This is a genomic window from Bacillus sp. JFL15 (assembly GCF_001184225.1).
GTDB lineage: Bacteria > Bacillota > Bacilli > Bacillales > Bacillaceae > Bacillus > Bacillus siamensis.
In genome coordinates this window covers 141,082-168,068 of the sequence record NZ_KQ236689.1, presented here as the reverse complement: position 1 = coordinate 168,068, position 26,987 = coordinate 141,082, and the positions used below count along the sequence as shown (strand labels likewise).

Below are 26,987 nucleotides of genomic sequence, written 5' to 3'. Positions count from 1 at the left end.
GATGAGCGCGCAACGAAAGGCATTCTTGAGCAACTCTTTAAAAAGAGGCTGAGCGATTCACATCCTCAGCAACTAGGGTGGAACCGCGGGAGAACTCTCGTCCCTATGTTTGCGGCTGGCAAGCATAGAGACGGGAGTTTTTTGATTGCCGCCGCACTTGTAAAAGAATGGAGAAAGTGGAGGTGCTTGAAATGAACATTCAAGATATGATTTTAACCTTGCAGAAGCACTGGTCTAATGAAGGCTGTGTGCTCATGCAGTCGTATGATGTGGAGAAAGGCGCAGGCACAATGAGCCCGTATACATTTTTACGAAGCATCGGACCCGAGCCGTGGAAAGTGGCTTACGTTGAGCCTTCCAGACGGCCTGCGGACGGACGGTACGGAGAAAACCCGAACAGGCTTTATCAGCATCACCAATTCCAAGTCATTATCAAGCCGTCGCCTGATAACATCCAGGAGCTTTTCCTAGATTCATTGCGCGCGCTCGGTATTGATCCGCTCGAGCATGATATTCGTTTCGTAGAAGACAACTGGGAAAACCCGTCTTTAGGCTGTGCAGGCCTTGGCTGGGAAGTATGGCTTGACGGTATGGAAATCACCCAGTTTACGTACTTCCAGCAGGTGGGCGGAATTGAATGTAAACCGGTGTCTGTTGAGATTACGTACGGTATTGAGCGTCTTGCGTCTTATATTCAGGATAAAGAAAACGTCTTTGATCTGGAATGGACATCAGGATTCACAGTGAAAGATTTGTTTATGATGGCTGAATATGAACATTCCGTTTATACATTTGAAACATCAGATGTGGATATGCTTTTCCATTTGTTCAGCACTTACGAAAAAGAAGCAATCAGACAAATGGATAACGGCCTTGTGCATCCGGCCTATGATTATGTGCTGAAATGCTCTCACACATTTAACCTGCTTGACGCAAAAGGCGCAATCTCAGTGACAGAGCGGACGGGTTATATCGGAAGGGTCCGCAACTTAGCGAGAAAAGTAGCAAAAACGTATTATGAAGAACGGGAAAAATTAGGGTTCCCAATGTTTAAAGAGGAGGGCTCTTCCCATGAGTAAACAAGATTTGCTTTTAGAGATCGGACTCGAGGAAATGCCGGCGCGTTTTTTACATGACAGCATGGTGCAGCTCGGTGACAAACTGACCGGCTGGCTGGCTGAAAAAAATATTGCCCACGGTGAAGTGAAACTTTTTAATACACCGAGACGTCTGGCAGTATATATAAAAGACGTAGCAGAAAAACAGGCTGATATTCAGGAAGAAGCAAAAGGACCGGCTAAAAAAATCGCTCTCGATGCTGACGGAAACTGGACAAAAGCCGCTATCGGTTTTTCCAAAGGCCAAGGCGCCGGAGTGGATGACCTGTATATTAAAGATGTAAATGGCACGGAATATGTTTTCGTCCAAAAATTCCAGGCGGGACAAGAGACGAAAACACTTTTACCGCAGCTGGAAAACTTGATTACCGGAATGCATTTCCCGAAAAACATGCGCTGGGGCACACAGGATCTGCGTTATATCCGTCCGATCAAATGGATTGCCGCTCTCTTCGGAAAAGACGTCATTCCGTTTGACATCACGAACGTAGAGACGGGCCGGAACACACAGGGACATCGTTTTCTCGGCCAAGAAGTATCTGTTGATGCACCGTCATCATACGAAGAGCTGCTGAAAGAACAGCACGTCATTGCCGACCCGAAAGTGCGCAAACAAATGATTCAGGGGCAGCTGGACGCGCTTGCAAACGAAAAGAAATGGAATATTCCGATAGATGAAGATCTGCTGAACGAAGTCAATCATCTGGTGGAATATCCGACAGCGCTTTACGGCTCTTTTGAACCCGAGTTTCTTTCTTTACCTGAAGAAGTGCTTGTGACAACCATGAAAGAGCATCAGCGCTACTTCCCGGTAAAAGATGAAAACGGGAATCTGCTGCCTCATTTTATTACGGTAAGAAACGGGAACAGCCATGCCCTTGAAAATGTTGCCCGCGGAAACGAGAAAGTGCTGAGAGCAAGACTTTCAGATGCTGCGTTCTTCTACAAGGAAGACCAAAAGCTGAACATTGATGAAAATGTGAAGAAACTGGAAAATGTCGTTTTCCATGAAGAGCTCGGTTCCCTTGGGGATAAAGTAAGAAGAGTGGTCACCATTGCGGGTAAACTAGCCGTCCGCCTGAAGGCTGATGAACAGACGCAAAAACATGTGAAGCGCGCCGCAGAGATTTCTAAATTTGACCTTGTTACACATATGATTTATGAGTTCCCTGAGCTTCAAGGCGTCATGGGAGAAAAATATGCGCGCATGCTCGGTGAAGATGAAGCCGTCGCTGCCGCGGTAAATGAGCACTACATGCCGAGAGCGGCCGGGGGAGAGGTGCCTTCAACCTTTATCGGTGCGGTCGTGGCATTAGCCGATAAACTGGACACGATTGCTTCCTTCTTCAGCATTGACGTGATCCCGACAGGTTCTCAGGATCCGTACGGATTGCGCCGTCAGGCAAGCGGCATCGTTTCCATTCTGATCGACCGCAACTGGGGCATCTCTTTTAAAGAACTGCTGTCATTGACAGAAACGGAAAAAGAAAATGAGCTTCTCGATTTCTTTACACAGCGTCTGAAATACGTCTTAAACGCTGAAGACATCCGTCATGATGTGATTGAAGCCGTTCTGGACAGCACAGAGCTTGAGCCGTATGCAGCTGTTTCTAAAGCAAAAGTGCTTGAGAAACACCTCGGCACACCTGGATTTAAAGAAACGGCTGAATCATTGGGACGGGTCATCTCCATCAGTAAAAAAGGCGAGAGCCGTGATATCAAGCCTGATCTGTTTGAAAATGAACAGGAGAAAAAGCTGTTTGACGCTTATCAAAAAACAAAAGACAGTGTCGCGGAAAGCTTTGCCTCTAAAAACTATGAACAGGCGCTGGCCGCGCTCAGCGGGTTAAAGGAGCCGATCGAAGATTACTTTAATCACACGATGGTAAATGCGGACAATGAAGCATTAAAAACCAACCGTTTAGCGCAAATGACTGCACTTGCAGATGTGATCAAGTCTTTTGCTAATATGAATCATCTTATTGTAAAATAAAGAAAAAGACGGTTGCTGTGTGATCGGCAATCGTCTTTTCCCCTTTTACATAAACATCACAGAATGAAAAACATAGATAATGAAACCCTTCCATAAAGGTGGTGAGTACGATCGAATTAAATAAACGGCAAGAACAAATTTTACAAATTGTAAAGGAAAACGGCCCGATTACCGGAGAGCATATTGCAGAACAGCTCAATTTAACAAGAGCCACGCTGCGGCCGGACTTGGCCATACTCACCATGTCAGGCTTCTTAGAGGCCCGTCCGCGGGTCGGTTATTTTTATACCGGAAAAACGGGAAATCAGCTGCTTGCGGATAAACTGAAAAAGCTGCAAGTGAAAGATTTTCAATCGATCCCTGTCGTCATCAATGAAAACGTCTCGGTATACGATGCCATCTGCACCATGTTTTTAGAAGATGTCGGCACGTTATTTGTCGTAGATCGTGATGCTGTCTTAGTCGGTGTGCTGTCACGCAAAGATTTGCTGCGGGCGAGCATCGGCCAGCAGGAACTTGCCTCAATACCGGTTCATATTATTATGACCAGAATGCCGAATATCGCCGTCTGCCGGCGTGACGATTATGTGATGGACATCGCCAAATATTTGATTGAGAAACAAATCGATGCCCTGCCCGTTATTAAAGATACGGATAAAGGCTTTGAGGTCATCGGCCGCTTTACCAAAACGAATATGACCAAGATACTTGTCAGTTTATCAGAGAATGAAATCATATAAGCTTGAAAACTAACGGGGGGATAACATGGACAATCGCATCATTTATGTAGTATCAGACTCAGTCGGAGAAACCGCCGAACTCGTTGTAAAAGCCTCGCTCAGCCAGTTTAACGGCTCAGCCGATGATACGCATATCAGAAGAATACCTTATGTGGAAGATATCGGCACCATTAATGAAGTCGTGTCTCTCGCCAAAGCGGACGGCGGCATTATCTGTTTTACGCTCGTTGTTCCTGAAATGCGCAAATACTTAGTTGAACAAGCGGAAAAAGCGAATGTGATGTACTACGATATTATCGGTCCGCTCATCGACAAAATGGAAACAGCCTACGGTCTGACGGCGAAATATGAACCGGGCCGCGTCCGCCAGCTTGATGAAGATTATTTCAAAAAGGTCGAGGCGATCGAGTTTGCCGTTAAATATGACGACGGCAGGGACCCAAGAGGCATTTTAAAAGCCGATATCATCCTGCTTGGCGTATCAAGAACGTCTAAAACCCCATTATCTCAATATCTTGCCCATAAGCGCCTGAAAGTGGCCAACGTGCCGATCGTACCTGAAGTCGATCCGCCGGAAGAACTGTTCAGCGTTGATCCGAAAAAATGCATCGGGTTAAAAATCAGCCCTGATAAACTGAACCATATTCGAAAAGAACGGTTAAAATCTCTCGGCTTAAATGACAAAGCCATTTACGCTAACATCAACAGAATTAAAGAAGAGCTGGAGTATTTTGAGAAAATCGTGGATCGGATCGGCTGCCAAGTCGTTGACGTTTCGAACAAAGCGGTCGAGGAAACAGCGAACATCATTCATCATCTGAAAACAAAGGGCCGATAACTCAGGACGCTTTATCCTGGGTTTTTGGGTATGCAAATAGGGAATAAACAAAAAGGATGGCATCTTCGCGAAGTTTGTATTATAATAAAAAATTGTGATAAAATGTTTATTTTTAGGTTTAAGCTTAGTGTGATACGAATAAACTATTACGGGTAAGATGTCAAGAATAACTCCCGGAAATTTTTCGACAAAGACTCAAAATAGATCCGCAGTCATGGAGCATATGCGATTTCGCTTGTTTTTATGCAGGAGATTGATGGAGGGATGGAGAATTAGTCTTCTAAATGAAAAAGAAAAGACGATTTTTGTCGATGCAGACGCATGCCCCGTAAAAGAGGAAATCTTGCTCATTGCATCGCAATTCAGCGTTCGTGTTATTTTCGTCGCATCATTTGAACACTACCAGCTTTCCAGAAGCAAAGACGAGAACTGGATATACGTTGATCCTCATAAAGAAGCGGCAGATTTATACATCGCAAACCATGTGAGATCGGGAGACGTCGTAGTCACGCAGGATATCGGTTTAGCATCTCTTCTGCTGAACAGAAATATCGCCGTCTTATCGGAAAGGGGCCGTTCTTATACTGAAGACACGATTGACTTCGCTCTGATGAGCCGTCATATGTCGGGCAAAATGAGAAGAAGCGGCATCTATTCCAAAGGACCTAAAAAATTAAATAAAGAAGATCGGAATCGATTTGTTACCCTGCTTAAAAAAATCCTGTCGAATGATGAAGGGATTTCAAATCAAAACATCGAATAATGTACGACGGAGTGTTATAAGATGGGAAACCGCATACCAGATGAAGTAGTTAATCAGGTGCAGCAGTCAGCAGACATTGTTGAAGTCATAGGTGATTATGTCCAATTGAAAAAGCAAGGCCGCAACTACTTTGGGCTCTGTCCGTTTCACGGTGAAAACACGCCCTCGTTTTCCGTCTCCAGTGATAAGCAGATCTTTCATTGCTTCGGATGCGGAGCGGGCGGGAACGTTTTCTCTTTCTTACGGCAGATGGAAGGCTATTCATTTACGGAAGCTGTTTCTCACCTTGCTGATAAATATCAGATTGATTTCCCTGATGATATAACGATTCACTCTGCATCCAGGCCGGAATCTTCCGGAGACCAGAAGATGGCGGAAGCTCACGAGCTTCTGAAGAAATTTTACCATCATTTGCTAATGAATACAAAGGAAGGCCAGGAAGCGTTAGATTACCTTTTATCAAGGGGTTTTACGAAAGAGCTCATAGATGAGTTTGAAATCGGCTACGCGCTGGATTCCTGGGATTTCATGACGAAATTCTTGAAAAAGCGCGGTTTTGAGGAAGAACTGATGGAGAAAGCGGGTCTGCTGATCAGAAGGGAAGACGGCAGCGGATATTTTGACCGTTTCAGAAACAGAATCATGTTTCCCATTCATGATCATCACGGAGCCGTGGCGGCTTTTTCAGGAAGGGCGCTCGGAAGCCAGCAGCCGAAATATATGAACAGTCCGGAAACGCCGCTGTTTCATAAATCTAAGCTGCTGTACAACTTCCATAAGGCCCGCCTGCCGATCAGGAAAGAGGAGAGAGCCGTTCTGTTTGAAGGCTTTGCGGATGTCATTTCCGCCGTCAGCTCAGGCGTAAAAGAAAGTATCGCCACAATGGGGACGTCGCTCACCGAAGAGCATGTGAAAATCCTGAGAAGAAATGTTCAGGAGGTCATTCTCTGCTACGATTCGGATAAAGCCGGGTACGAAGCTACGCTGAAAGCGGCCGACCTGCTTCAGAAAGCTGATTGTAAGGTAAGAGTAAGCATGATGCCTGACGGTCTTGATCCTGATGACTATGTCAGAACTCAGGGCGGAGAAAAATTCAAGACAGATATCATTGATGCAAGCGTTACGGTCATGGCTTTTAAAATGCAATATTTCCGCAAAGGGAAAAACTTATCTGACGAAGGAGACCGGCTCGCTTACATGAAAGAAGTGCTGAAAGAAATCAGCGCTCTTTCAGGGTCGCTTGAGCAGGAAATGTATGTGAAGCAGCTCGCCTCCGAATTTTCTCTTTCGGTAGAATCTTTGACTGAACAGCTTTCCATCTATGCCGCCCAAAACGCCCCTGGCGGCAAAAACGCCGAACCGCAGCCAAGACGGGCCCGGGTGATGACAAAAGCGAAACGGCGCCGTCTCCGTCCCGCCTATGAGAATGCGGAAAGACTTCTTCTCGCTCATATGCTGAGAGACCGAAACGTCATAAAGAAAGTGATTGAGCGTGTCGGCTTTGAATTTAACATTGACGGACATCGTGCGCTGGCAGCATATCTGTACGCTGTTTATGAAGAGGGCGCTGAAATGACGCCGCAGCATCTTATGGCGAGAATGCAGGATGATGAAATCAGCCAGCTGCTTTCAGATATAGGGATGCTCCAAATAAACGAGGAGCTCTCAGAGGCCGAGTTATCCGATTACGTAAAAAAAGTGTTGGATCACCGAAAATGGTCAATGATAAAGGAAAAAGAAGCAGAACGAGCGGATGCAGAGAGGCAGAAAGACTTTGTGAAAGCTGCGTCTCTGGCTCAAGAAATTGTCGCATTGAACCGATCATTAAAATAACATCAAAAAAGAGGCTTGCGTTCTCTTGGCAATGATTCCTTGCGGAGGAGCAAATAGATCGCTTAACCTCATCATGAATTGTCACTTATTATCCGCTGCCCTGCATGCTGAAAAAGAGAGAAGGCTCCCGGGACGGATAAGAAACATACCGCTTTTAGAATTCGTTGCAAGCTTTGGAAGGAGGGATCCATAATGGCTGATAAACAAACCCACGAGACAGAAACAGAACTTACACTGGATCAGGTAAAAGACCAGCTTACTGAAACCGGAAAAAAACGTGGCGTTTTAACATATGAAGAAATTGCTGAACGCATGTCCAGCTTTGAAATTGAATCAGACCAAATGGATGAGTATTATGAATTTTTAGGAGAACAAGGTGTTGAATTAATTAGTGAAAATGAAGAAACGGAAGATCCTAATATTCAACAGCTTGCCAAAGCCGAAGAAGAATTTGACCTTAATGACCTCAGCGTACCGCCTGGCGTAAAGATCAATGATCCAGTCCGCATGTACCTTAAGGAAATCGGACGGGTAAATCTTCTTTCTGCTAAAGAAGAAATCACCTATGCTCAAAAAATTGAAGAAGGTGACGAAGAATCTAAACGCAGATTGGCTGAAGCAAACCTTCGTTTAGTTGTCAGCATTGCTAAACGGTATGTCGGCCGCGGCATGCTTTTCTTAGACTTGATTCAAGAAGGAAACATGGGTCTCATGAAAGCCGTCGAAAAGTTTGACTACCGTAAAGGATATAAATTCAGTACGTATGCGACTTGGTGGATCAGACAGGCGATTACACGCGCCATCGCTGACCAGGCGAGAACGATCCGTATCCCGGTTCACATGGTGGAAACGATCAACAAATTAATCCGTGTGCAGCGTCAGCTTCTTCAGGATCTGGGCAGAGAGCCGTCACCGGAAGAGATTGCTGAAGACATGGATCTTACGCCTGAAAAAGTTCGTGAAATATTAAAAATTGCCCAAGAGCCTGTTTCTTTAGAAACGCCGATCGGTGAAGAAGATGATTCACATCTCGGTGATTTCATTGAAGACCAGGAAGCGACGTCTCCGTCGGATCATGCGGCATATGAGCTTTTGAAAGAACAGCTGGAAGATGTGCTGGATACGTTGACGGATCGTGAAGAAAACGTGCTGCGTCTCCGTTTCGGTCTGGATGACGGACGCACAAGAACGCTTGAAGAAGTCGGCAAAGTGTTTGGAGTAACGAGAGAGCGTATTCGCCAAATTGAAGCAAAAGCGCTTCGTAAATTGAGACATCCAAGCAGAAGCAAACGTCTGAAGGATTTTCTCGAATAGAATGGAACGGGTCTGTTGATCCGTTCTTTTTTACGTATAAGATATATGGATAATATACCTTTATTTTACTGGATAAGCATGTGTTTTGCAAATGGGTTCGGAAAAAATGCGGCATGTCCTGAATAGAGGGAAAGCGGGATAAGTTAATTTATATTCCTTATTGTAAGCGTATACAATTCATTATACAATAGAATAAAGACAATTTTGGGTAAACAAAACAGTTATTTTTGTTTATGTATAAATTGTGAAATCAATGAATTTGCTTAATGAGACCATTTACATTTTGTAAAAATAAGTTAGAATTAGAAGTGTTTACATAGGGGGAGAATGAAAAAGGGGGATGGAGATATGAAGTGGAATCCGCTGATTCCTTTTTTGCTCATCGCAGTTCTGGGAATAGGGCTGACTTTCTTTCTGTCAGTAAAAGGAAATGGAGATGCACATCAGATCGCAAGCGGTGGTGAAAGCAAAAATGCCGAAAAGGAAACTGCAAACGCTTCACCTGAAGAGATTTATAAAGCGAACTGCATCACCTGTCACGGGGAAAACTATGAAGGTGTCTCAGGTCCGAGCTTAAAAGGCGTCGGCAAAAGAAAAGATGTCGCTGCGATTAAAACGAGAATTGAAAAAGGCGGCAACGGGATGCCAGCCGGCCTTGTCCCGGCCGAAAAGCTGGATGACATGGCAAAATGGGTTTCTGAGATTAAATAAAGCTTTACCTGTCCCTATATAAAAGACATATGAAAAACTCTATCCGCCGCTTGGATTCCGGGCGGTTTTTTTATATGATAGTAAAGGAAAAAGAACCTGAGAAAAGTTGTGATATTGTGAATGAAATGAAGTTATCTAAAAGATTGCAGTCTGTAGCGGAATATATCCCTCCGGGTGCCCTGGTGGCTGATATCGGGTCAGACCATGCGTATCTTCCCTGCTATGCCGTTTTGAATCATTTGGCAAGCCGCGCAATCGCCGGTGAAATTACAGACGGGCCGTTTCTATCCGCCAAACAGCAGGTAGAAAAACTGGACTTAAGCGCTCTTATCTCCGTAAGGAAAGGTGACGGGCTGAGCGTCCTTGAAAAGGGAGAAGCGGACGCCATCACAATCGCGGGCATGGGCGGAGCGCTGATCGCTCATATTTTGGAGTCCGGAAAAACAAAACTGACGGGGCGTGAACGGCTGATTCTGCAGCCGAATATTCATGCCGTTCATATAAGAGAGTGGCTTTATCAGGAAGGCTATGAACTGATTGACGAAGTGATTCTCGAAGAAGATGGAAAGTGTTATGAAATACTCGTCGCAGAAACCGGCGACCGTGATGCGCCGTACCGGGACACCACGATGGCTGCCGGAATGCTTGCCGGTCCGTTTTTGTTAAAAGAAAAGGGTGAAGTGTTTCTTCGGAAATGGACCCAGGAACTTAAGCATACTGAACAAATTTATGAACAGATCAGCCGCAGCGCAAAGAATGAAAACCAGGAAAAATTAGCTGAACTGAAAGAGCGGATCTTACTGCTGAAGGAGGTAATCGGACATGCCTAAACATGTGAACGGACAGGAAATCATCCAGCTGTTTGAACAATTTTCACCGAAGGCTTTTGCGGTGGAAGGAGACAAAATCGGTCTGCAGATCGGCACATTGAATAAGCCGGTGAAAAACGTCATGGTCACGCTGGATGTTTTGGAACAGACGGTGGACGAAGCCATCGAAAAAAAGGTTGACTTAATTATCGCTCATCATCCGCCGATTTTTCGGCCGCTTAAACAGATCACCACTGATCAGCCTGGCGGAAGATTGATTGAGAAATGTATAAAGCATGATATTGCCGTATATGCGGCTCATACGAATCTCGATGTGGCGGACGGCGGTGTTAACGATCTGCTTGCGGAAGCTCTCGGCCTGACAGACACAGAAGTGCTCGTTCCGACATATTCGGACCCGCTGAAAAAGCTTGCCGTGTATGTGCCGAAAGACTATGAAGAAGCTGTAAGAACCGCACTCGGCAATGCCGGAGCGGGACATATCGGCAATTACAGCCATTGCGCATTCTCTTCTGAGGGAATCGGCAGCTTTAAACCGCTGGACGGGGCAGACCCGTTTATCGGACAGACGGGAGAGCTGGAACTCGTCCATGAAGTGAGACTTGAGACCGTTTATCCGGCCAGTATGGAGAAAACCATCATAAAAGCGCTGAAAAAAAGCCATCCGTATGAAGAGGTGGCGTATGATATTTATCCGGTGGAGCAGTCCCCGCTTGAAAAAGGACTCGGCCGCATCGGAAAACTTCAGCAAGACATGACGCTTGAAGAGTTTGCGCTGTTTGTGAAAGAAAAATTTGACGTTAACGGAGTCCGGATGGTCGGAGAGCGAACCAGCAAGGTGAAAAAAGTCGCAGTGCTTGGCGGTGACGGAAATAAATATATTTACCAGGCTAAGAGGAAGGGTGCAGATGTTTACGTGACGGGCGACCTTTATTTCCATGTAGCGCATGATGCGATGATGATGGGGTTAAACGTCGTGGACCCGGGGCATTATGCTGAAAAGATCATGAGAAAAGGAACTGCTGAGAAGCTTACGGCAATGGCCGGGGAGAAAAATTACGACGTGCGTATTTTTGCTTCCGAAACAGACACAAATCCATTTACCTTCCTATAAAAAAACTGAGGCCCGGGGCCTCAGTTTTTTATTTTTACTTTCGGAAGGATTTTTTTGAGCGGCACATTGTGCTCAAGCTGCCATGTCGATTCATCGTTATGGTCAAATTGCTCTAAAAACCGGATGACTTCCTTTGTAATCGGCGTCGGTGTTGACGCGCCCGCGGTAACGGCGACGGTATTGACGTCTTTGAGCCATTCGAGTTTCAATTCACTGATGTCTCCGATGCGGTAGGCTTTTGTTCCGGCGATTTCTTCTGACACTTGAGCCAGCCTGTTGGAGTTATTGCTTTTCGGATCGCCGACAACAATGGTTAAGTCCGCTTTCTTTGCTTGCTCTGAGACAGCTTCTTGACGAACCTGTGTAGCCAGGCAGATTTCCTGGTGATATTCCACGTGCGGGTACTTTTCTTGGACTGATTCCATAATATCATGGACGTCCCACTGGGACATGGTCGTTTGGTTTGTAACGATTAATTTCTCAGCCTGAATATCGAGGTTTCTCACGTCTTCCTCTGTTTCAACGAGATGAACGATTTCAGGGGCGACGCCGACGGCTCCTTCTGGCTCGGGGTGGCCTTTTTTGCCGATATAAATGACGTGGTAGCCCTCTGCTTTTACTTTTCGGATTAAGTCATGTGTTTTCGTGACGTCCGGGCATGTGGCGTCAATCGTAACAAGCCCTTTTTCCTCAGCGGCTTTTCTTACTTCCGGAGATACTCCGTGTGCGGTGAAAATAACGGTTCCTTTTTCCACCTGCTTTAAAATCTCCAGACGGTTAGTGCCGTCAAGCGTGTAAATTCCGTCTTCTTCAAACGCATCTGTGACATGCTTATTATGAACGATCATTCCGAGTATATATATAGGTCTTGGCAAATTTTTATCGAGTGCCGCGTTTTTGGCTATGACCATGGCATCAACAACGCCGTAACAATAGCCGCGCGGCGAGATTTTGATAACGTCCAATTAGATGTCCTCCTATCAAAAGTGAGTGTAGAGGCAATATAAAAAGCCGTAGTTAAACGGCTCAAATCTTGCATTCTTCTGATCTCATTATAGCTAATCTTTCGTGAGATATCAAAGAATGTTAAATATATAATTTCGGCTTTGATCTGCCCGATGTTCTTTTTGGACGCGGCTGTTCCGCTGATGTTGCTTCAGTTTCGTCTTTTTCTTGTGAAGCGGATGCTTTTTCAGATGTCTTCTTTGATGTTTTAGATGAGGCGTCTGATTTGTTTTCACCTTCAGTTTCGTCCGTTTTTTCATCTTCATCCTTTTTGTCCTGTTCGGCTGTTTCTTTTGTCTCGCCGGATTCACTATCTTCATTCTCATCATCGCTGCTGCTTAATTGACTGTAAAGCTTCATCATGGCTGGCAGATTCCGGACTAAAGGGCCGTACTGCTGGATCATCGGCGTAACCTGCTGCGCCACGCCGAGCACCTTCTGAACATTGCCGAGCATGCTCGACAGGGATGCCGGACTTGCCAGACTCTGAATTCCCTGCAATCCCTGCAGGCCTGCGCCTGCTCCTCCGCTGGCCGCTGCCGGTGCGGACCCGGCAGCGCTTCCTCCTGATCCGGGTAAAAAACGGGAAAGCATTCCTTTTAAGCCTCCTCCGCCTGTGCCTGCGTTTCTCAAACCTGCTCCGGCCATCTGCTGCTGAGGGAAAAACTGCCGGCCCTGCTGCATCATCTGCCGGCCCGGCAATGACGGTCTGCCTCTCATCATCATCCGCGGGTTCATCAACGGCCGGCCCTGCTGCGCCATATTTCTCATCGGCTGCTGTGGAAACATACTTGTACCTCCTTTCTGTCTCTCTGCTATTACAATATGCATCTGAGGGGGCATTTGCTTTTCTGTCCAGAAAACAGGATTCCCCCAAGACATGGTGTTTTTAAGTAAAATCGGTTATAATGTGATGATGGACACAGAATGTGCCGCTTTAAGGAGCTGGGAAAAATGAAAGAAACTAAATTTGATGGATACAACTTAAAACCGTTTATTATAGATGCAGTTCACCGCCTTGGTTTTTATGAACCGACAGATATTCAAAAGCGGCTGATACCTGCTGTATTGAAAAACGAAAGCGTGATCGGGCAGTCCCAGACGGGGACGGGAAAAACCCACGCCTATTTATTGCCTATTCTGAATCGGATTGATTCGGATTCTGATACGGTGCAGGCTGTTATCACGGCGCCGACGAGAGAGCTTGCCAATCAGATTTATCAGGAAGCGCTCAAAATCACACAGGGTGCCGAGGACGGGCCGATCCGGACAAAATGCTTTATCGGCGGAACGGACAAGCAAAAATCAATTGATAAGCTGAAAACACAGCCACATCTCGTCGTCGGAACGCCGGGCCGGATTGCGGATCTGATTAAAGCGCAGGCATTGAACGTCTATAAAGCGCAGTCTCTCGTCATTGACGAAGCTGATCTGATGCTTGATATGGGCTTTTTAGAAGACGTTGATTACATCGGATCCCGTATGCCGGAACAACTGCAGATGCTTGTTTTCTCAGCTACGATTCCGGAAAAGCTGAAGCCGTTTTTGAAAAAGTATATGGAAAATCCGAAATACGCTCATGTTGAGCCGAAAAGGATCACAGCCGAAAAGATTGAACATGTTTTGGTTCCTTCTAAACAGCGTGATAAAGACAAACTGCTTTTTGATATGATGTCGAATCTGAATCCTTATCTGGGCATCGTGTTTGCCAATACGAAAAATACGGCTGATCATATTGCGAAATACCTGACCGAAAAAGGCATGAGAGTCGGCCTTCTGCACGGGGGATTAACGCCGCGTGAACGCAAAAAGGTAATGAAGCAGATTAATGATCTGGAATTCACTTATGTCATTGCGACAGACCTTGCGGCAAGAGGAATTGACATTAAAGGCGTAAGCCATGTCATCAACTACGAGCTTCCGGACGATCTGGATTTTTATGTTCACCGCGTCGGAAGAACCGCACGCGCCGGTTCATCAGGCCAAGCACTGACTATATACGAGCTTTCTGACGAAGATGCGCTCGCAAAACTCGAAAAGATGGGCATTGTGTTTGACTATGCGGAGCTTGTAAACGGGGAATGGAAGAAAGGCGATGACCGCCACCGCCGTAAAAATCGCAAAAAGACGGCAAATGAGGCTGACCAAATGGCGAAACGCCTTGTGAAAAAGCCGAAAAAAGTAAAGCCGGGCTATAAAAAGAAAATGAGCTACGAAATGGAAAAAATCAGAAAGAAGCAGAGAAGAAACCAATCTAACAGAGGAAAGTAGGGGGAATCGGGTTGCTGAAAATAGGTTCACACGTCTCAATGAGCGGAAAACATATGCTCCTTGCCGCAAGCAAGGAAGCCGTTTCATACGGGGCGAACACATTTATGATATATACGGGCGCTCCCCAAAATACGCGCCGCAAAAAAATTGAAGACTTGAATATTGAAGCGGGCCGCGCCCATATGAAGGAAAACGGCATCGGTGACATTGTCGTGCATGCGCCGTACATCATTAACATCGGAAATACGACAAACCCGGCAACGTTTGAGCTGGGCGTTGATTTTCTGCGTTCTGAAATTGAAAGAACGGCAGCGATCGGCGCGAAACAGATCGTGCTTCATCCAGGAGCGCATGTCGGAGCCGGTGCTGAAACGGGCATCAAAAAGATCATTGAAGGATTAAACGAAGTGATTGATCCGGGCCAAAGCGTCCAGATTGCGCTGGAGACAATGGCGGGCAAAGGGTCAGAATGCGGAAGAAGTTTTGAAGAGCTTGCCGAGATCATTGCGGGCGTCACACATAATGAACATCTTTCCGTCTGCTTTGACACTTGTCACACCCATGATGCAGGATATAATGTTGCCAATGATTTTGACGGTGTTCTTAATGAGTTTGATAAAATCGTCGGCATCGACCGGATAAAAGTCCTTCATGTGAATGACAGCAAGAATATCAGGGGAGCCCGTAAAGACCGTCATGAAAACATCGGGTTCGGAGAGATCGGTTTTGACGCTCTGCAGTACATTGTTCATCACGAGCAGCTTGCCGATATTCCGAAAATCCTCGAAACACCGTATGTAGGCGAAGACAAGAAAAATAAGAAGCCGCCATACCGTTTTGAAATCGAAATGCTGAAAGAAAAGCAGTTTGACAAGGAGCTTCTTGAAAAAATATCAGCTCAATAAAAAGGAGGGGGAATTGCCCCTCCTTTTTTTACCCTGAAAATTGATTGAAAAGTTCGTTAACTTTCCGAGCCGTTTCTTTTGAGGTAATCGTTTCCACTTTTTTCAGCAGGCGAAGCCGCTCCTGTTCATCAAAAATATTGATGTTTTTTCCGTGCATCAGAGCCGCTACCTCAGCCGCTTGGCTTCTCGTAATGCTGATTCCGTATTGCTTTGAATATTTCAGCAGGTCGTCCGCAGTGGCTTGATTGAGCCGCTGCAAAATGATTCTTTGTATTAAAATCATCGATACTTTCACCTCTTTAGACATAATGTATTGAGCAAATTATTAAAATGTTACAGCTTTTAATGGTAAAATGAAGTTGCTTACTGTTTAAAATAGTTATTACAGGAAAGGAGATTTTATGACCCCAAATAAACAGCACAAAAAAGAATCATTTTTACACTTTATCTTCAGGGTCATCATGATTCTGATCGGGGCGGGTTCAGCCGCCGTAAGTATTGAATTGTTTCTGGTCCCTAATAATTTTATCGACGGAGGCATTATCGGTGTTTCATTAATTTTAGACCACCTCTTTATGTCCAATCCCCTCCTCAATTTCGCCTTATTCGTTGTGTTACTCAACATTCCATTTATGATTTTCGGATATAAATATATCGGAAAAACATTTCTCATCTCTACGGTTATCGGAATCGTCGGTTTAGCGCTGATTGAATCCTCCTTGCACCATGTGGAGGCCTTTACGACCCAGCCTATTTTGGCGACGGTATTCGGCGGGCTTTTGCTCGGTTTCGGGGTAGGCCTTGTCATCCGAAACGGAGGCTCGATGGACGGTACTGAAATACTCGGTATCCTTCTCACAAAAAAGCTGCCCTTTTCAGTCGGAGAATTCGTTATGCTCATCAATGTGTTTATTTTTATTTGGGCCGGTTTTGTGTTCGGTCCGGAGCAGGCGATGTATTCTTTCATGACTTATTATATTGCCATGAAAACGATTGACGCCGTCATTCAGGGTCTCGATGAAACAAAAGCGGTCATTATTGTGGCAGACCAGTATGCGGAAATTTCAGACGCGATCTTGCACCGGCTTGGAAGGGGAACTACCAAGCTTCAGGGAAAAGGCGGATATACGGATGAAACCAAAGAAGTCATTTACGCGGTCGTGACAAGGCTTGAAGTGACTAAATTGAAATCCATTGTGTTTGAAATTGATAAAAACGCATTTATTACGATCATGAATACCCATGAAACGAGGGGCGGTAAGTTCAAAACCGCGATTCACTAGGCTTTCGTTTACTTTTCGTCATTTTATAGGTATAATTTTATACAGCATAAGAAAATGGCCTGCTGTTCAGTCAGCTGCCATTTTCTTTTTGGAGCGATACCGTGTTGTAAAGGGGAGGTCCTCATGAACGTCCAAGAAGCGTTGAACCTGCTGAAAGAAAAAGGGTATAAATATACGAGTAAGCGAGAAGACATGCTGCAGCTTTTTGCTGATTCTGATAAATATCTGACGGCCAAAAACGTGCTTGCCGCATTAAACGACGACTATCCGGGTTTGAGCTTTGATACCATATACCGAAATCTTTCGTTATATGAAGAACTCGGTATTTTAGAAACGACGGAGCTGTCCGGGGAAAAACTGTTCCGATTTACATGCTCTTATACCCATCACCACCACCATTTTATCTGTTTAACCTGCGGGAAGACGAAGGAAATTGAGTCCTGTCCGATGGATAAGCTTCACGATGATTTGGAAGGGTATGACATCAGCGGTCATAAATTTGAAATTTACGGCACCTGTCCGGCGTGCCGATAAAAAAACCTCCTGTATAAGCAGGAGGTTTTTTCAGCTTCTGACATGCTGAAGACTGTGTTTGTTTTTATTGATCCAGGCGACGGCTTCAAGCCAATTCTGCACCCTGATAATGTTGGAATCGGTGGGGAGCTGGTTATAAGGGGAATCAAAAAGGATAACCGGAATGCCTGCTTCTTTTGCGATCATTGTCGCGTTGCCGTGGTGATCTTCGAAAAACAGGTCAATGCCGTGTTTTTTGACGGCCTCCACTTTGTGATGACTCCCGACAAGCTCAATGTGATCGTAATGAACGTCCCGGTTTGCAAACCAGTCCAGCGTGACATCTTCTAAGTGGCTGCGTCTTGCCGTAATGTAAATGAGGCGATGCTCTTCTTTCAGTCCGTCCAGCGCCTGCTTCGCAAATTCCGCGAGCTGCGCTTCTTTATATATGGCTGCTTCATGAACATTCATCCATTCCCAAAACTCCTCAGCTGTAATGTTCAAAAGCTTGGTCAGATCATAATCAGTCATATCATCCAAGGTAATGGAAAGATGAAATGAGCGGTTTAAATAAGGGACAAATGTATCCTGTGCTGTAACCGTGCCGTCAATATCTATACCTAACCGTAACATGTCCACACTCCTATATTTTCATCCCTTCAAGTGTAACATAAACAATTGACAATACCAGCAAAGTTTAGCAAACATGATTCCGTGAAAAACGCGGAAACTAAAAAAGCTCCTTTCATAAAAGAAAAAGGGGGAATTGAAGGTGGCATACGATTACGAAAATCGAAAAGGCAACGACTACTATGTGGATCATGGATCGGAAGGAACGGATATCACGCGTGATGTTTATTCAGAAGAGACAGCGGCCGAAATTTCAGAGCCATATCGTGCTTCTGACCGAGCAGCAGACCGCGATGATAACCGGGACGGAGTAAGCGAAGGCCGGGGTATAGGGTATGCAGCATTGGCTATTTCTATCATCTCCCTGTTCGTGCTCCCAGTTTTATTAGGGGCATGCGGCATTATCGTCGGCTATATCGCCAGAAGAAGAGGAGCGGGCGCTCTAGGCGGCTGGGCGATGGGAATCGGTATTGTTTCCCTTGTGCTGGGCATCTTCATTACACCGTTTTTCTAACACGCAAAAAAAAGCTTGGCGGATTATCCGTCAAGCTTTTTGTGTTTCTTGTTCTGCTTTTGCTTTTTCTGCTTCAAGCTTTGCGTAGTGTTCTTCTGCCAGCTTGTCGATTTCTTTCTTCAGCTCTTCGACCATTGTTTCTTCAGGGACTTTGCGGACGATTTGGCCTTTGCGGAAAAGAAGTCCTTCGCCGCGGGCGCCGGCAATACCGATATCGGCTTCTCTTGCTTCGCCCGGTCCGTTAACGGCGCACCCGAGAACGGCTACTTTAATCGGCGCTTTGACTTTAGAAATGTATTCTTCGACTTCATTTGCGATGCTGATGAGATCAATTTCGATCCGTCCGCATGTCGGGCAAGAAATAAGCGTAGCCGCGTTTGAAGCGAGACCGAATGATTTCAGCAGCTCTCTGGCTACTTTTACTTCTTCAACAGGGTCGGCGCTCAGGGAGATCCGGAGCGTGTTTCCGATTCCTTTGCTTAATATCGCTCCGAGTCCGGCCGCGCTTTTTACCGTTCCTGCAAACAGCGTGCCTGATTCTGTAATTCCAAGGTGGAGCGGATAATCAAATGCTTTTGACGCTTTTTCGTATGCTTCTATGGCGAGATTGACGTCAGACGCTTTCATGCTGACGATGATGTCATGAAAATCAAGGTCTTCCAGGATTTTTATATGATGAAGCGCACTCTCAACCATGCCGTCAGCAGTCGGATAGCCGTACTTTTCAAGAATTCGTTTTTCCAATGATCCCGCGTTTACGCCGATCCGGATCGGAATTCCTTTTTCTTTAGCCGCTTTTACGACCGCTTCCACTTTTTCACGGCGGCCGATATTACCGGGGTTGATTCTGATTTTGTCGGCGCCGCCCTCAATTGCTTTTAATGCGAGCTTGTAATCAAAATGAATATCGACAACGAGAGGGATGGAAATTCGTTTTTTGATGTCGGCAATTGCGTTCGCCGCGCGTTCGTCAGGGCATGCCACCCGGACAATTTGGCAGCCGGCTTCGGCTAAACGGTTGATTTCCGCCACTGTTGCTTCTACGTCGTGTGTTTTGGTCGTCGTCATACTTTGAATGACGACTTCGTTATTTCCGCCTATTGTTAAAGGTCCCACTTTGACGGGACGCGTTTTTGTACGATGTGTGATTTCACTCACTTGTCAATCGCTCCTTAATTGTAGTTACCGCTTCTGCAGGCTGAGCCTTTTACATGTCAGGCAACTTCTATTTACATATTATATTGTAACAGTGTATTTGCCGAACTGACAAGAAATTAACGTTTAATTACGGTAGACGGGGAATTTATAAGCGGTGCCCGCCTGAATGGCGTTTGCTTTCACATTCGGATTCAGCGCTTCAAAATCTTGTACAATATCATCCGGCGCTTTATGTGCGCCGACGATCGACATTACCGTATCACCTTTTTTGACCGTAACCGTTCTGTATGATGTTTCCTGATTTGCAGGCTGAGCCGCCGCAGCGTATGCAGGAAGGCCTTGAGAAGGGATCGTGCCGATTTTAAGATCATAAAAGATAATAAATATCACAAATAAACTGCCGAATACAAAAGTAAGCCGCTTCATTCCAACCGCCTCCCGCATACATGTTTACTTCATTGTATGCTTGTCCCATTTTGTTCATGACAAAAAAAGAAGACCGCCGGGGCGGTCTTTGTTACACAGCAGTCTTTCTTGGCGGTATCTCTTTTAAGACGAGGAAAAGGATGATAAAGTTTACAAACCAATTCACTAAAAATTCGCTCGGCACCGTAATGACAAGCGCGCGCATAATCGTAAAGAATATGGTGGAGAGCGTAATGGAATAAGCTGAAAGCTTCCAAAGCTGCTGATAATTCAATGTCTTTCTTTGCGCATTTTTTATAATCAGGCCGATGACGGCGAGAAATGAGACTTCAATGAATTTGCCGGCCGCCGTCATAATGAACAGCAAAACGGAAAGGACGGTGACGATCATCGTTTTATTTTGGTTTAAAGCTGATATGATTTCACTTTTAGTGATATCAGCAGGCATTAATGAATAATTCATTTCTGTCGCCTGTCCGTCTACTGCAAGCACCATTTTATTCTTCAAAATGCCGATCGCGTTTTGTTTCGCCGCTATTTGTTTAGCGCCGTACGCATCAGTGGGATCAAACACGATGACAAAACCGTTCGCTTCCGTTTCCTTAGAGGCGGAAGCTTTCGTCTGCAATTCACCGTTTGAAATTTTGAAATCAGGGAAATCTTTTTCTAACACGGTTTTGAAACCGTTCATTGAGTTTACGGTGCCGGAGCAAAGGTAATAAGCGCTCGGCAGCGTAAAAAGGACAGACAGCAAAAATACATAAAGGATCGCTTTTCCTATCCCCTGAAACCGTGTTTTTGCAATATCTGCCGGAGAGTATGTACTTTTCAATAAAGCCGTAAATATGTTCAACATCTTCACTTCCTAGCCTAAACTGGTATATGTTGCTTATTGTATCGTTCACCGGAGATGAACACAAGTGAGAGTATTTAAAGCGGCAGTAAGGAATCATACATATTAAGAAAAAGCGGAGGCGGTAATGCTCCGTAAAACAAAGGAGGGTGTTTAAGTCATGAGTGTTTTGTATTGGCTGATTATTATTGCGGTCTTCGTCATTGCTTTCATCGGTCTTGTCTATCCGGTGATCCCAAGCGTTATATTTATCGTGGCCGGTTTTCTCCTCTACGGATTTCTGTTTTCTTTCAGTCCTTATTCTTACCTCTTCTGGCTCATTGAAGCGGTATTTGCAGCCGTTTTATTTGCAGCTGACTATGTGTCAAACTTACTTGGCATCAAAAGGTACGGAGGAAGCAGGGCGGCGATCTGGGGGAGCACGATCGGATTATTGATCGGGCCCTTCGTTATTCCCGTGGCAGGCATTATATTAGGCCCGTTTATCGGTGCTGTCTGCGCTGAGATATTTGTTCATCAAAAGGATATCAAGTCTGCGGCAAAAGTGGGACTGGGCTCGTTAATCGGCTTTTTAACAAGCGTCGCGGCCAAAGGAGTCATTCAGCTCTTTATGATTGGATACTTCTTATGGACGGTGCTTTAGAAGGTTTAATTTCGGCCGTGAACGGATAAAGTGTAATATGTCTGCTGGAATCGCCGGATTGTGAGCTTTTTCATTGATTACCATGCTTTCTTTTGTTACATTGAGATTAGAAAAGTTCGCTAAAAGCGGCATTTCAGTACATATATTTAAAGGAGGAAAAAATTATGGCTTACAAACTTCCAGAACTGCCTTACGCTTATGATGCTTTAGAACCGCATATCGATAAGGAAACAATGACGATTCACCACACGAAGCACCATAACACATACGTTACAAACCTGAACAAAGCGATCGAAGGATCAGCTCTTGCAGAGAAATCTGTAGAAGAGCTTGTCGCTGATTTAAACGCAGTGCCGGAGGATATCCGCACAGCTGTCCGCAACAATGGCGGCGGACATGCAAACCACTCTTTATTCTGGACTCTTTTATCTCCAAACGGCGGAGGCGAACCGACTGGTGAGCTTGCTGAAGAGATCAAAAGCACGTTCGGAAGCTTCGATCAATTTAAAGAAAAATTCGCTGCAGCTGCTGCCGGCCGTTTCGGTTCCGGCTGGGCTTGGCTTGTTGTAAACAACGGCAAACTTGAAATTACAAGCACGCCAAACCAAGATTCACCGCTTTCAGAGGGTAAAACGCCTATCCTCGGTCTTGATGTTTGGGAGCACGCTTACTACCTGAACTACCAAAACCGCCGTCCTGATTACATTTCAGCTTTCTGGAATGTTGTAAATTGGGATGAAGTTGCCCGCCTTTACAGCGAAGCAAAATAAATCGTTCAATCAAACAAGGTCTCCCGAGGAGGCCTTGTTTTTTTATTGACTTTGATTCCTTTTTACATATCTCAGTTTGAGTGAGACAGACTAATGTGTAGTAAAGGGGAGTCAATGATGAGCAAAATAAAAAAAATTATCGGCGACATCGAAGTAAATAAAGGTCTGCTGCTGTTATTGACGATTGGCGGCCTTTACTCATTAGGCATCGCGCTGTCAAATACATTTGTCAATGTGTATTTATGGAAACAGTCAGGGAAATTCATTGATTTGGCCATATACAATTTATCGGTCGTGACGATGCAGCCGATTACCTTTCTTCTGGCGGGCCGGCTGGCTAAAAAAATTGACAGGGTGTTTATTCTCAGGTTCGGTGTTATCTTTTTGGCGGCTTTTTATTTAAGTGTGCTCCTTGCCGGGGAAAATGCGGCTTCCCGCCTCATTTTGATCGGTGCCGTGCTCGGAGTGGGATACGGTTTTTACTGGCTGGCCTTTAATGTGCTGACTTTCGAAATTACGGAACCTGAAACGAGAGATTTTTTCAACGGATTTTTAGGCATTTTATCTTCGTCGGCAGGGATGATCGGCCCGATTGTGGCCGGGTTTGTCATCTCAAGACTTCAAAACAATACGGGGTATACAGTCATTTTCAGCCTGTCGCTCGGCTTATTTGCCCTTGCCGTGGTCATGAGCTTTTTTCTCAAGCGGAGAGAGTCGAAAGGCCGGTTTATGCTGAAAAAAGTTTATGATGAGCGTCACACGAATCTGAATTGGCGGCGGATTACAAACGCGCACTTTTTTCAAGGGTTGAGAGAAGGGATTTTTGTTTTTTTAATCAGCGTATTTGTGTTCATTGCGACAAACAGTGAGCTGGCGCTCGGGACATTCGGTCTCGTCAATTCCGCTGTTTCTTTTTTTGCTTACTATTTTGCATCAAGGCTCATCAAAAAAAGATCGCGTAAAAAGGCGATTCTTATCGGCGGATTGATTGTGTACGGCGCCCTGTTTCTCATTATTTTTCATATGAGCTTTACGACGCTTCTTATATACGGAGTGTTTATTGCGATCGGCTATCCTGTTCTGCTCGTGCCGTATGTCTCGCTTACATATGATGTAATAGGCCGGGCGCGGCTTGCCAGAAAGGCCAGAATTGAGTACATCGTGCTCAGGGAATTGTTTTTAAATGCAGGCCGGATCGTTTCCATCCTGTGCTTTCTTTTGATCGTTACATTGCTGAAGGAAAAAGTGGGAATACCGGCGGCGCTCGTGCTGCTCGGAGCCGGTCATCCGCTGATTTATTACTTTATTAAAGACGTCAAACTGGATACGGAAACTTCTGATGAAACAGTGGAAGAGGACCGACAAAAACAGGCGGGTGAACCGAATTTTATAAAAGGAGAAAGATAAAAGGGTTATCTGTAGAAAATTATCGAAAAAACCTTTAGAATGAAAAATGGCACCTGAACAAAAGGTGTCATTTCTTTCTGTAAATAAGAAAAGGTGATGTCATGAGGAGAAATAAAAAGAAAATAGCAGTAAGCAAAGAAAAGAAAAAATCATTGCCGATCCGGCTTAATTTTTTGTTTTTGGCCGCGTTTCTTATTTTCACGTGGATTATCGTCGAGCTTGGCATCAAGCAGATCGTTCAGGGTGATGACTATAAAAACGCCGCCAATAAGCAAGAAGAGTCTGATGTCAGCACAGCTGTTCCGAGAGGGAAAATATACGACCGGAACCTTAATCCCATCGTAACGAATAAAGCATTAAATGCGATTACATATACACGTTCAGCCTCAACCACCCAGGCACAGCGTTTGAAAATCGCAAAAAAACTGTCGGGTATGATTAAGGTAAGCACCAAAAAGGTGACTGAACGCGATAAAAAAGACTATTGGATGTTAACGAGGCCTGATGAAGCGAAAAAACTGATTACGGCCAAAGAAAAGCAAAAAGCTGAAGACAAAAAACTGTCTGATGATGATTTATACCAGCTCCAGCTGAAACGCATTACGGACAAACAGCTGAATGAACTCACTTCAAAAGATATGCAGATCCTCGCGATCAAAAGGCAGATGGATTCAGGCTACTCACTGACGCCTCAATACATCAAAAATGAAGGAGTGTCAGCAAAAGAAATGGCCGTCGTCAGCGAACATTTAGATGAGCTGCCAGGGGTTGACGTGACGTCTGACTGGGAACGGTCTTATCCAAATAAAGGGTTGTTAAAATCAGTTCTCGGCAGTGTCTCGAGCTCCAATGAGGGACTCCCTTCAAATCTTCTTGAGCATTATTTGTCACTCGGCTACAGCAGGAATGACAGAGTAGGAAAAAGTTATTTAGAGTATCAATATGAAAATCTGTTGCAGGGACAAAAAGAAAAAGTGAGAAGTGTGACAGATTCCTCTGGAAACGTAACAGATACAGAAACGGTTTCAAAAGGTAAAGCCGGGGATGATTTAGTGCTCACTATAGATACCGAATTGCAAAAAGACGTTGAAAAAATTATTGAGAAAAATTTAAGGGCTGCAAAGGCAAGGCCGAGTACACAGTTGCTTGACAGAGCATTTGTCGTAATGATGGATCCCCGTAATGGAGAAGTGCTTACAATGGCGGGTAAACAGATTAAACAAGTAGACGGCAAATATAAAATTGATGATTATGCACTAGGAACAATGACTTCCTCGTACAACATGGGCTCAGCTGTAAAAGGGGCAACACTGTTAACGGGTTATCAAACAGGTGCTATTAAAATCGGAAATATATTTACGGATGAAGTTTTAAATATTAAAGACTCTCCTCCTAAAAAATCGGTAAGTGTAATGGGGCCGATAAATGATTTAACTGCACTTGAGCGCTCATCTAACGTTTATATGTTTAAAACTGCGATTGCAATTGGTAAGGGTAAATATATATCAGGACATCCATTGCCGCTTGATTACAGCGCATTTGATAAATTTCGTTATTACTTCAGTGAATTCGGTTTAGGGGTAAAAACAGGAATTGATTTGCCTAACGAAGCTACAGGATATGTGGGAACTAAAAGACAGTCAGGTTTCTTGCTTGATTTTGCGATTGGCCAATATGACACATACACTCCGCTTCAAATGGCTCAGTATGTATCGACCATTGCTAATGGCGGCTATCGTATGAAGCCCCAAGTCGTGAAAGAAGTAAGAAAACCTTCCAAAAAAGGTATCGGGGCCGTCGTTGAATCTGTTAATCCGGAAGTGATGAACCGTCTTGATATGACGGAAAGTGAAATTAAACGTGTTCAACAAGGTTTTAAACTTGTTATGAATGGAGCTCAAGGGACTGCGAGAGCAAATTTTGCTAATAAAAGTTATCACCCTGCCGGTAAAACTGGAACAGCACAAGCTTTCTATGATGGACCTATAAAATCAAGAACTGGTGCTTCTACTTATAACACAACCTTAGTGGCTTATGCTCCTGCAGATCATCCTGAAGTTGCTATTTCGGTAGTGGTTCCATGGGCTTATGAAGATTATAATGACAGGTATTCTATAACTAATGACATTGGGGAAGCAGCTCTGGATAAATACTTCGAGCTGAAAAAGAAACAAGAAGATAATAATACGAAGCAGAAAAACGAAGATAAAATTCAGGAAGACGCCGCTAACGGCAATACAAATAACTGATAGAAGAAACGCTCACAGTCTGTGGGCGTTTTTTTTATACAAAAAAACATCCGGATTTACAAAACCTTAACATTCGATTTATACGCATTTTACACGAACCCTTTACTCTATACGTGTAGGACAAATTACACATTAAACGCAGGGGGAATTCAGGAAATGAAAAAAAACAAATGGATGCTTATGCTTCTGATGGCTGCTGTTATGATCGTTGCTGCAGCATGCGGAAATGCAAAGGAAAGCGGCAAGACGGACGGCCAATCTGCAAGTGAGGATAAAAAAGCATCAGGTTCTTTAACCATTTCTGGTTCATCAGCCATGCAGCCGTTAGTACTGGCAGCGGCGGAAAAGTTTATGGAAAAACATCCGGATGCTGATGTGCAGGTGCAAGCGGGAGGTTCAGGAACAGGTCTTTCACAAGTGTCTGAAGGTGCAGTGCAAATCGGTAACTCAGACGTCTTTGCTGAAGAAAAGGAAGGCATTGATGCTAAAGCCCTGAATGATCACCGTGTAGCGGTAGTTGCGATGGCGGCTGCGGTCAACCCGGGTGCGGGCGTAAAGGATTTAACCAAAAAACAGCTGGCAGACGTCTTTACAGGCAAAATTAAAAACTGGAAAGAGCTTGGCGGCAAAGATCAAAAGATTACACTCGTCAACCGTCCTGATTCATCAGGCACACGCGCTACGTTCGTCAAATATGCGCTTGACGGAGCGGAGCCTGCAGAGGGCATCACAGAGGATTCCTCCAATACAGTCAAAAAAATCATTGCGGAAACACCGGGAGCAATCGGTTATCTGGCTTTCTCTTATATAAACGATGACAAAGTAACGCCTTTATCAATCGGCGGCATCAAACCCGAAGAGAAAAATGTTGTAACAGGCGAATATCCGATTTGGGCTTACGAGCACTCTTATACGAAAGGTGAAGCATCTGGCCTGACCAAAACATTTCTTGACTATTTGAACAGCGATGAAGTACAGAAAAGTATCGTAAAAGATCAGGGCTACATTCCGATCTCTGATATGAAAGTCACACGTGACGCAAAAGGCAAGCAAAGCTGAGGGGAGGGCGGGCTCCCCGTCCTTCTTCTTTATAGGAGTGTAAACAA

The 26,987-nt window shown here is 44.9% G+C and carries 27 protein-coding genes; 20 read left to right on the top strand and 7 right to left on the bottom strand.

Annotated elements, in window-relative coordinates:
* Positions 1-191 precede the first annotated feature (191 nt).
* The 10 genes from glyQ (at position 192) to AD710_RS00715 (ending at position 11,254) form a co-directional block, all read left to right on the top strand.
* A complete protein-coding gene (gene glyQ / locus AD710_RS00760) occupies positions 192-1,079 on the top strand; it encodes a glycine--tRNA ligase subunit alpha (RefSeq protein ID WP_049627038.1) in 888 nt (295 codons plus the stop codon).
* Positions 1,072-3,111, top strand: a complete 2,040-nt coding sequence (gene glyS, locus AD710_RS00755; protein ID WP_049627037.1) for a glycine--tRNA ligase subunit beta — start codon at positions 1,072-1,074, stop codon at positions 3,109-3,111. Before glyQ ends, glyS begins: the two co-directional genes overlap by 8 nt.
* A 101-nt stretch (positions 3,112-3,212) precedes the next feature.
* On the top strand, positions 3,213-3,851 hold the full coding sequence (gene ccpN, locus AD710_RS00750) for a transcriptional regulator CcpN (RefSeq protein ID WP_003152989.1): 639 nt from the start codon (positions 3,213-3,215) through the stop codon (positions 3,849-3,851).
* A gap of 25 nt (positions 3,852-3,876) precedes the next feature.
* Positions 3,877-4,689, top strand: coding sequence for a pyruvate, water dikinase regulatory protein (locus AD710_RS00745; RefSeq protein WP_016938923.1), 813 nt, complete (start codon positions 3,877-3,879; stop codon positions 4,687-4,689).
* Between the two features lie 256 nt (positions 4,690-4,945).
* Complete coding sequence (locus AD710_RS00740; RefSeq protein WP_045926739.1) at positions 4,946-5,452, top strand: YaiI/YqxD family protein; 507 nt, start codon at positions 4,946-4,948, stop codon at positions 5,450-5,452.
* 21 nt (positions 5,453-5,473) lie between these two features.
* Positions 5,474-7,285 (top strand): DNA primase, encoded by a 1,812-nt coding sequence (gene dnaG / locus AD710_RS00735; RefSeq protein ID WP_049627036.1) that lies wholly within the window; start codon positions 5,474-5,476, stop codon positions 7,283-7,285.
* A gap of 192 nt (positions 7,286-7,477) precedes the next feature.
* On the top strand, positions 7,478-8,599 hold the full coding sequence (gene rpoD / locus AD710_RS00730) for an RNA polymerase sigma factor RpoD (protein WP_016938926.1): 1,122 nt from the start codon (positions 7,478-7,480) through the stop codon (positions 8,597-8,599).
* A 348-nt stretch (positions 8,600-8,947) separates the two neighbouring features.
* Positions 8,948-9,310, top strand: coding sequence for a cytochrome c550 (cccA, locus tag AD710_RS00725; protein ID WP_016938927.1), 363 nt, complete (start codon positions 8,948-8,950; stop codon positions 9,308-9,310).
* A gap of 182 nt (positions 9,311-9,492) precedes the next feature.
* On the top strand, positions 9,493-10,140 hold the full coding sequence (locus AD710_RS00720; RefSeq protein WP_231595035.1) for a tRNA (adenine(22)-N(1))-methyltransferase: 648 nt from the start codon (positions 9,493-9,495) through the stop codon (positions 10,138-10,140).
* Positions 10,133-11,254: a Nif3-like dinuclear metal center hexameric protein gene (locus AD710_RS00715; protein WP_049627034.1), complete on the top strand. Its 1,122-nt coding sequence runs from the start codon at positions 10,133-10,135 to the stop codon at positions 11,252-11,254. Before AD710_RS00720 ends, AD710_RS00715 begins: the two co-directional genes overlap by 8 nt.
* A 20-nt stretch (positions 11,255-11,274) precedes the next feature.
* On the opposite strand, the gene AD710_RS00710 is transcribed toward AD710_RS00715, so the two are convergent.
* On the bottom strand, positions 11,275-12,219 hold the full coding sequence (locus AD710_RS00710; RefSeq protein ID WP_049627033.1) for a 4-hydroxy-3-methylbut-2-enyl diphosphate reductase: 945 nt from the start codon (positions 12,217-12,219) through the stop codon (positions 11,275-11,277).
* Between the two features lie 121 nt (positions 12,220-12,340).
* Positions 12,341-13,048, bottom strand: a complete 708-nt coding sequence (gene vrrA, locus AD710_RS00705) for a VrrA/YqfQ family protein (protein ID WP_049627032.1) — start codon at positions 13,046-13,048, stop codon at positions 12,341-12,343.
* A 165-nt stretch (positions 13,049-13,213) separates the two neighbouring features.
* Between vrrA and AD710_RS00700 the strand changes: the two genes are divergently transcribed.
* A complete protein-coding gene (locus tag AD710_RS00700) occupies positions 13,214-14,530 on the top strand; it encodes a DEAD/DEAH box helicase (RefSeq protein ID WP_049627031.1) in 1,317 nt (438 codons plus the stop codon).
* Between the two features lie 11 nt (positions 14,531-14,541).
* Positions 14,542-15,435 carry a deoxyribonuclease IV gene (locus AD710_RS00695; RefSeq protein WP_049627030.1) on the top strand — a complete coding sequence of 298 codons (894 nt, stop codon included), beginning with the start codon at positions 14,542-14,544 and terminating at the stop codon, positions 15,433-15,435.
* 28 nt (positions 15,436-15,463) lie between these two features.
* On the opposite strand, the gene AD710_RS00690 is transcribed toward AD710_RS00695, so the two are convergent.
* Positions 15,464-15,718 carry a DUF2624 domain-containing protein gene (locus AD710_RS00690; RefSeq protein ID WP_049627029.1) on the bottom strand — a complete coding sequence of 85 codons (255 nt, stop codon included), beginning with the start codon at positions 15,716-15,718 and terminating at the stop codon, positions 15,464-15,466.
* A gap of 118 nt (positions 15,719-15,836) precedes the next feature.
* Between AD710_RS00690 and AD710_RS00685 the strand changes: the two genes are divergently transcribed.
* Both AD710_RS00685 and AD710_RS00680 read left to right on the top strand, forming a co-directional pair.
* Positions 15,837-16,718 carry a YitT family protein gene (locus AD710_RS00685; RefSeq protein WP_016938935.1) on the top strand — a complete coding sequence of 294 codons (882 nt, stop codon included), beginning with the start codon at positions 15,837-15,839 and terminating at the stop codon, positions 16,716-16,718.
* A gap of 123 nt (positions 16,719-16,841) precedes the next feature.
* The gene (locus AD710_RS00680) at positions 16,842-17,252 is read left to right on the top strand and encodes a zinc uptake transcriptional repressor Zur (RefSeq protein ID WP_007612627.1); all 411 of its coding nucleotides are present in this window, start codon (positions 16,842-16,844) and stop codon (positions 17,250-17,252) included.
* Positions 17,253-17,282: 30 nt separating this feature from the next.
* Here the strand turns inward: AD710_RS00680 and AD710_RS00675 are convergent, their stop codons facing one another.
* Positions 17,283-17,864, bottom strand: a complete 582-nt coding sequence (locus tag AD710_RS00675; protein WP_016938936.1) for a 5' nucleotidase, NT5C type — start codon at positions 17,862-17,864, stop codon at positions 17,283-17,285.
* Between the two features lie 133 nt (positions 17,865-17,997).
* On the opposite strand from AD710_RS00675, the gene AD710_RS00670 reads away from it, so the two are divergent.
* Entirely contained in the window at positions 17,998-18,375 is a 378-nt protein-coding gene (locus AD710_RS00670) for a DUF308 domain-containing protein (RefSeq protein WP_087920773.1), read from the top strand.
* 30 nt (positions 18,376-18,405) lie between these two features.
* Here AD710_RS00670 and ispG read toward each other — a convergent pair whose 3' ends face one another.
* The 3 genes from ispG to AD710_RS00655 all read right to left on the bottom strand — a co-directional run bounded on the left by ispG (position 18,406) and on the right by AD710_RS00655 (position 20,815).
* Entirely contained in the window at positions 18,406-19,524 is a 1,119-nt protein-coding gene (gene ispG, locus AD710_RS00665; protein WP_173363136.1) for a flavodoxin-dependent (E)-4-hydroxy-3-methylbut-2-enyl-diphosphate synthase, read from the bottom strand.
* A 132-nt stretch (positions 19,525-19,656) separates the two neighbouring features.
* Entirely contained in the window at positions 19,657-19,959 is a 303-nt protein-coding gene (locus AD710_RS00660) for a LysM peptidoglycan-binding domain-containing protein (protein WP_016938938.1), read from the bottom strand.
* Positions 19,960-20,050: 91 nt separating this feature from the next.
* Entirely contained in the window at positions 20,051-20,815 is a 765-nt protein-coding gene (locus AD710_RS00655; protein WP_016938939.1) for a DUF1189 domain-containing protein, read from the bottom strand.
* A 157-nt stretch (positions 20,816-20,972) separates the two neighbouring features.
* On the opposite strand from AD710_RS00655, the gene AD710_RS00650 reads away from it, so the two are divergent.
* The 5 genes from AD710_RS00650 to AD710_RS00630 all read left to right on the top strand — a co-directional run bounded on the left by AD710_RS00650 (position 20,973) and on the right by AD710_RS00630 (position 26,940).
* Positions 20,973-21,455 (top strand): DUF456 domain-containing protein, encoded by a 483-nt coding sequence (locus AD710_RS00650; protein WP_045926733.1) that lies wholly within the window; start codon positions 20,973-20,975, stop codon positions 21,453-21,455.
* A 164-nt stretch (positions 21,456-21,619) separates the two neighbouring features.
* A complete protein-coding gene (gene sodA, locus AD710_RS00645) occupies positions 21,620-22,225 on the top strand; it encodes a superoxide dismutase SodA (RefSeq protein WP_016938941.1) in 606 nt (201 codons plus the stop codon).
* Positions 22,226-22,342: 117 nt separating this feature from the next.
* Complete coding sequence (locus tag AD710_RS00640) at positions 22,343-23,632, top strand: MFS transporter (protein ID WP_047475615.1); 1,290 nt, start codon at positions 22,343-22,345, stop codon at positions 23,630-23,632.
* A gap of 101 nt (positions 23,633-23,733) precedes the next feature.
* Entirely contained in the window at positions 23,734-25,881 is a 2,148-nt protein-coding gene (locus AD710_RS00635; protein ID WP_049627028.1) for a peptidoglycan D,D-transpeptidase FtsI family protein, read from the top strand.
* 156 nt (positions 25,882-26,037) lie between these two features.
* A complete protein-coding gene (locus AD710_RS00630; protein ID WP_049627027.1) occupies positions 26,038-26,940 on the top strand; it encodes a phosphate ABC transporter substrate-binding protein in 903 nt (300 codons plus the stop codon).
* The last annotated feature ends 47 nt before the right edge of the window (positions 26,941-26,987 follow it).

Excerpts from the sequence above, each read along its gene's own strand:
- glyQ (WP_049627038.1), top strand. The coding sequence starts at position 192 with ATGAACATTCAAGATATGATTTTAACCTTGCAGAAGCACTGGTCTAAT.
- glyS (WP_049627037.1), top strand. The coding sequence starts at position 1,072 with ATGAGTAAACAAGATTTGCTTTTAGAGATCGGACTCGAGGAAATGCCG.
- AD710_RS00745 (WP_016938923.1), top strand. The coding sequence starts at position 3,877 with ATGGACAATCGCATCATTTATGTAGTATCAGACTCAGTCGGAGAAACC.
- AD710_RS00740 (WP_045926739.1), top strand. The coding sequence starts at position 4,946 with ATGGAGGGATGGAGAATTAGTCTTCTAAATGAAAAAGAAAAGACGATT.
- dnaG (WP_049627036.1), top strand. The coding sequence starts at position 5,474 with ATGGGAAACCGCATACCAGATGAAGTAGTTAATCAGGTGCAGCAGTCA.
- rpoD (WP_016938926.1), top strand. The coding sequence starts at position 7,478 with ATGGCTGATAAACAAACCCACGAGACAGAAACAGAACTTACACTGGAT.
- cccA (WP_016938927.1), top strand. The coding sequence starts at position 8,948 with ATGAAGTGGAATCCGCTGATTCCTTTTTTGCTCATCGCAGTTCTGGGA.
- AD710_RS00715 (WP_049627034.1), top strand. The coding sequence starts at position 10,133 with ATGCCTAAACATGTGAACGGACAGGAAATCATCCAGCTGTTTGAACAA.
- vrrA (WP_049627032.1), bottom strand. The coding sequence starts at position 13,048 with ATGTTTCCACAGCAGCCGATGAGAAATATGGCGCAGCAGGGCCGGCCG.
- AD710_RS00700 (WP_049627031.1), top strand. The coding sequence starts at position 13,214 with ATGAAAGAAACTAAATTTGATGGATACAACTTAAAACCGTTTATTATA.
- AD710_RS00690 (WP_049627029.1), bottom strand. The coding sequence starts at position 15,718 with ATGATTTTAATACAAAGAATCATTTTGCAGCGGCTCAATCAAGCCACT.
- AD710_RS00685 (WP_016938935.1), top strand. The coding sequence starts at position 15,837 with ATGACCCCAAATAAACAGCACAAAAAAGAATCATTTTTACACTTTATC.
- AD710_RS00680 (WP_007612627.1), top strand. The coding sequence starts at position 16,842 with ATGAACGTCCAAGAAGCGTTGAACCTGCTGAAAGAAAAAGGGTATAAA.
- AD710_RS00675 (WP_016938936.1), bottom strand. The coding sequence starts at position 17,864 with ATGTTACGGTTAGGTATAGATATTGACGGCACGGTTACAGCACAGGAT.
- AD710_RS00660 (WP_016938938.1), bottom strand. The coding sequence starts at position 19,959 with ATGAAGCGGCTTACTTTTGTATTCGGCAGTTTATTTGTGATATTTATT.
- AD710_RS00655 (WP_016938939.1), bottom strand. The coding sequence starts at position 20,815 with ATGTTGAACATATTTACGGCTTTATTGAAAAGTACATACTCTCCGGCA.
- AD710_RS00650 (WP_045926733.1), top strand. The coding sequence starts at position 20,973 with ATGAGTGTTTTGTATTGGCTGATTATTATTGCGGTCTTCGTCATTGCT.
- sodA (WP_016938941.1), top strand. The coding sequence starts at position 21,620 with ATGGCTTACAAACTTCCAGAACTGCCTTACGCTTATGATGCTTTAGAA.
- AD710_RS00640 (WP_047475615.1), top strand. The coding sequence starts at position 22,343 with ATGAGCAAAATAAAAAAAATTATCGGCGACATCGAAGTAAATAAAGGT.
- AD710_RS00635 (WP_049627028.1), top strand. The coding sequence starts at position 23,734 with ATGAGGAGAAATAAAAAGAAAATAGCAGTAAGCAAAGAAAAGAAAAAA.
- AD710_RS00630 (WP_049627027.1), top strand. The coding sequence starts at position 26,038 with ATGAAAAAAAACAAATGGATGCTTATGCTTCTGATGGCTGCTGTTATG.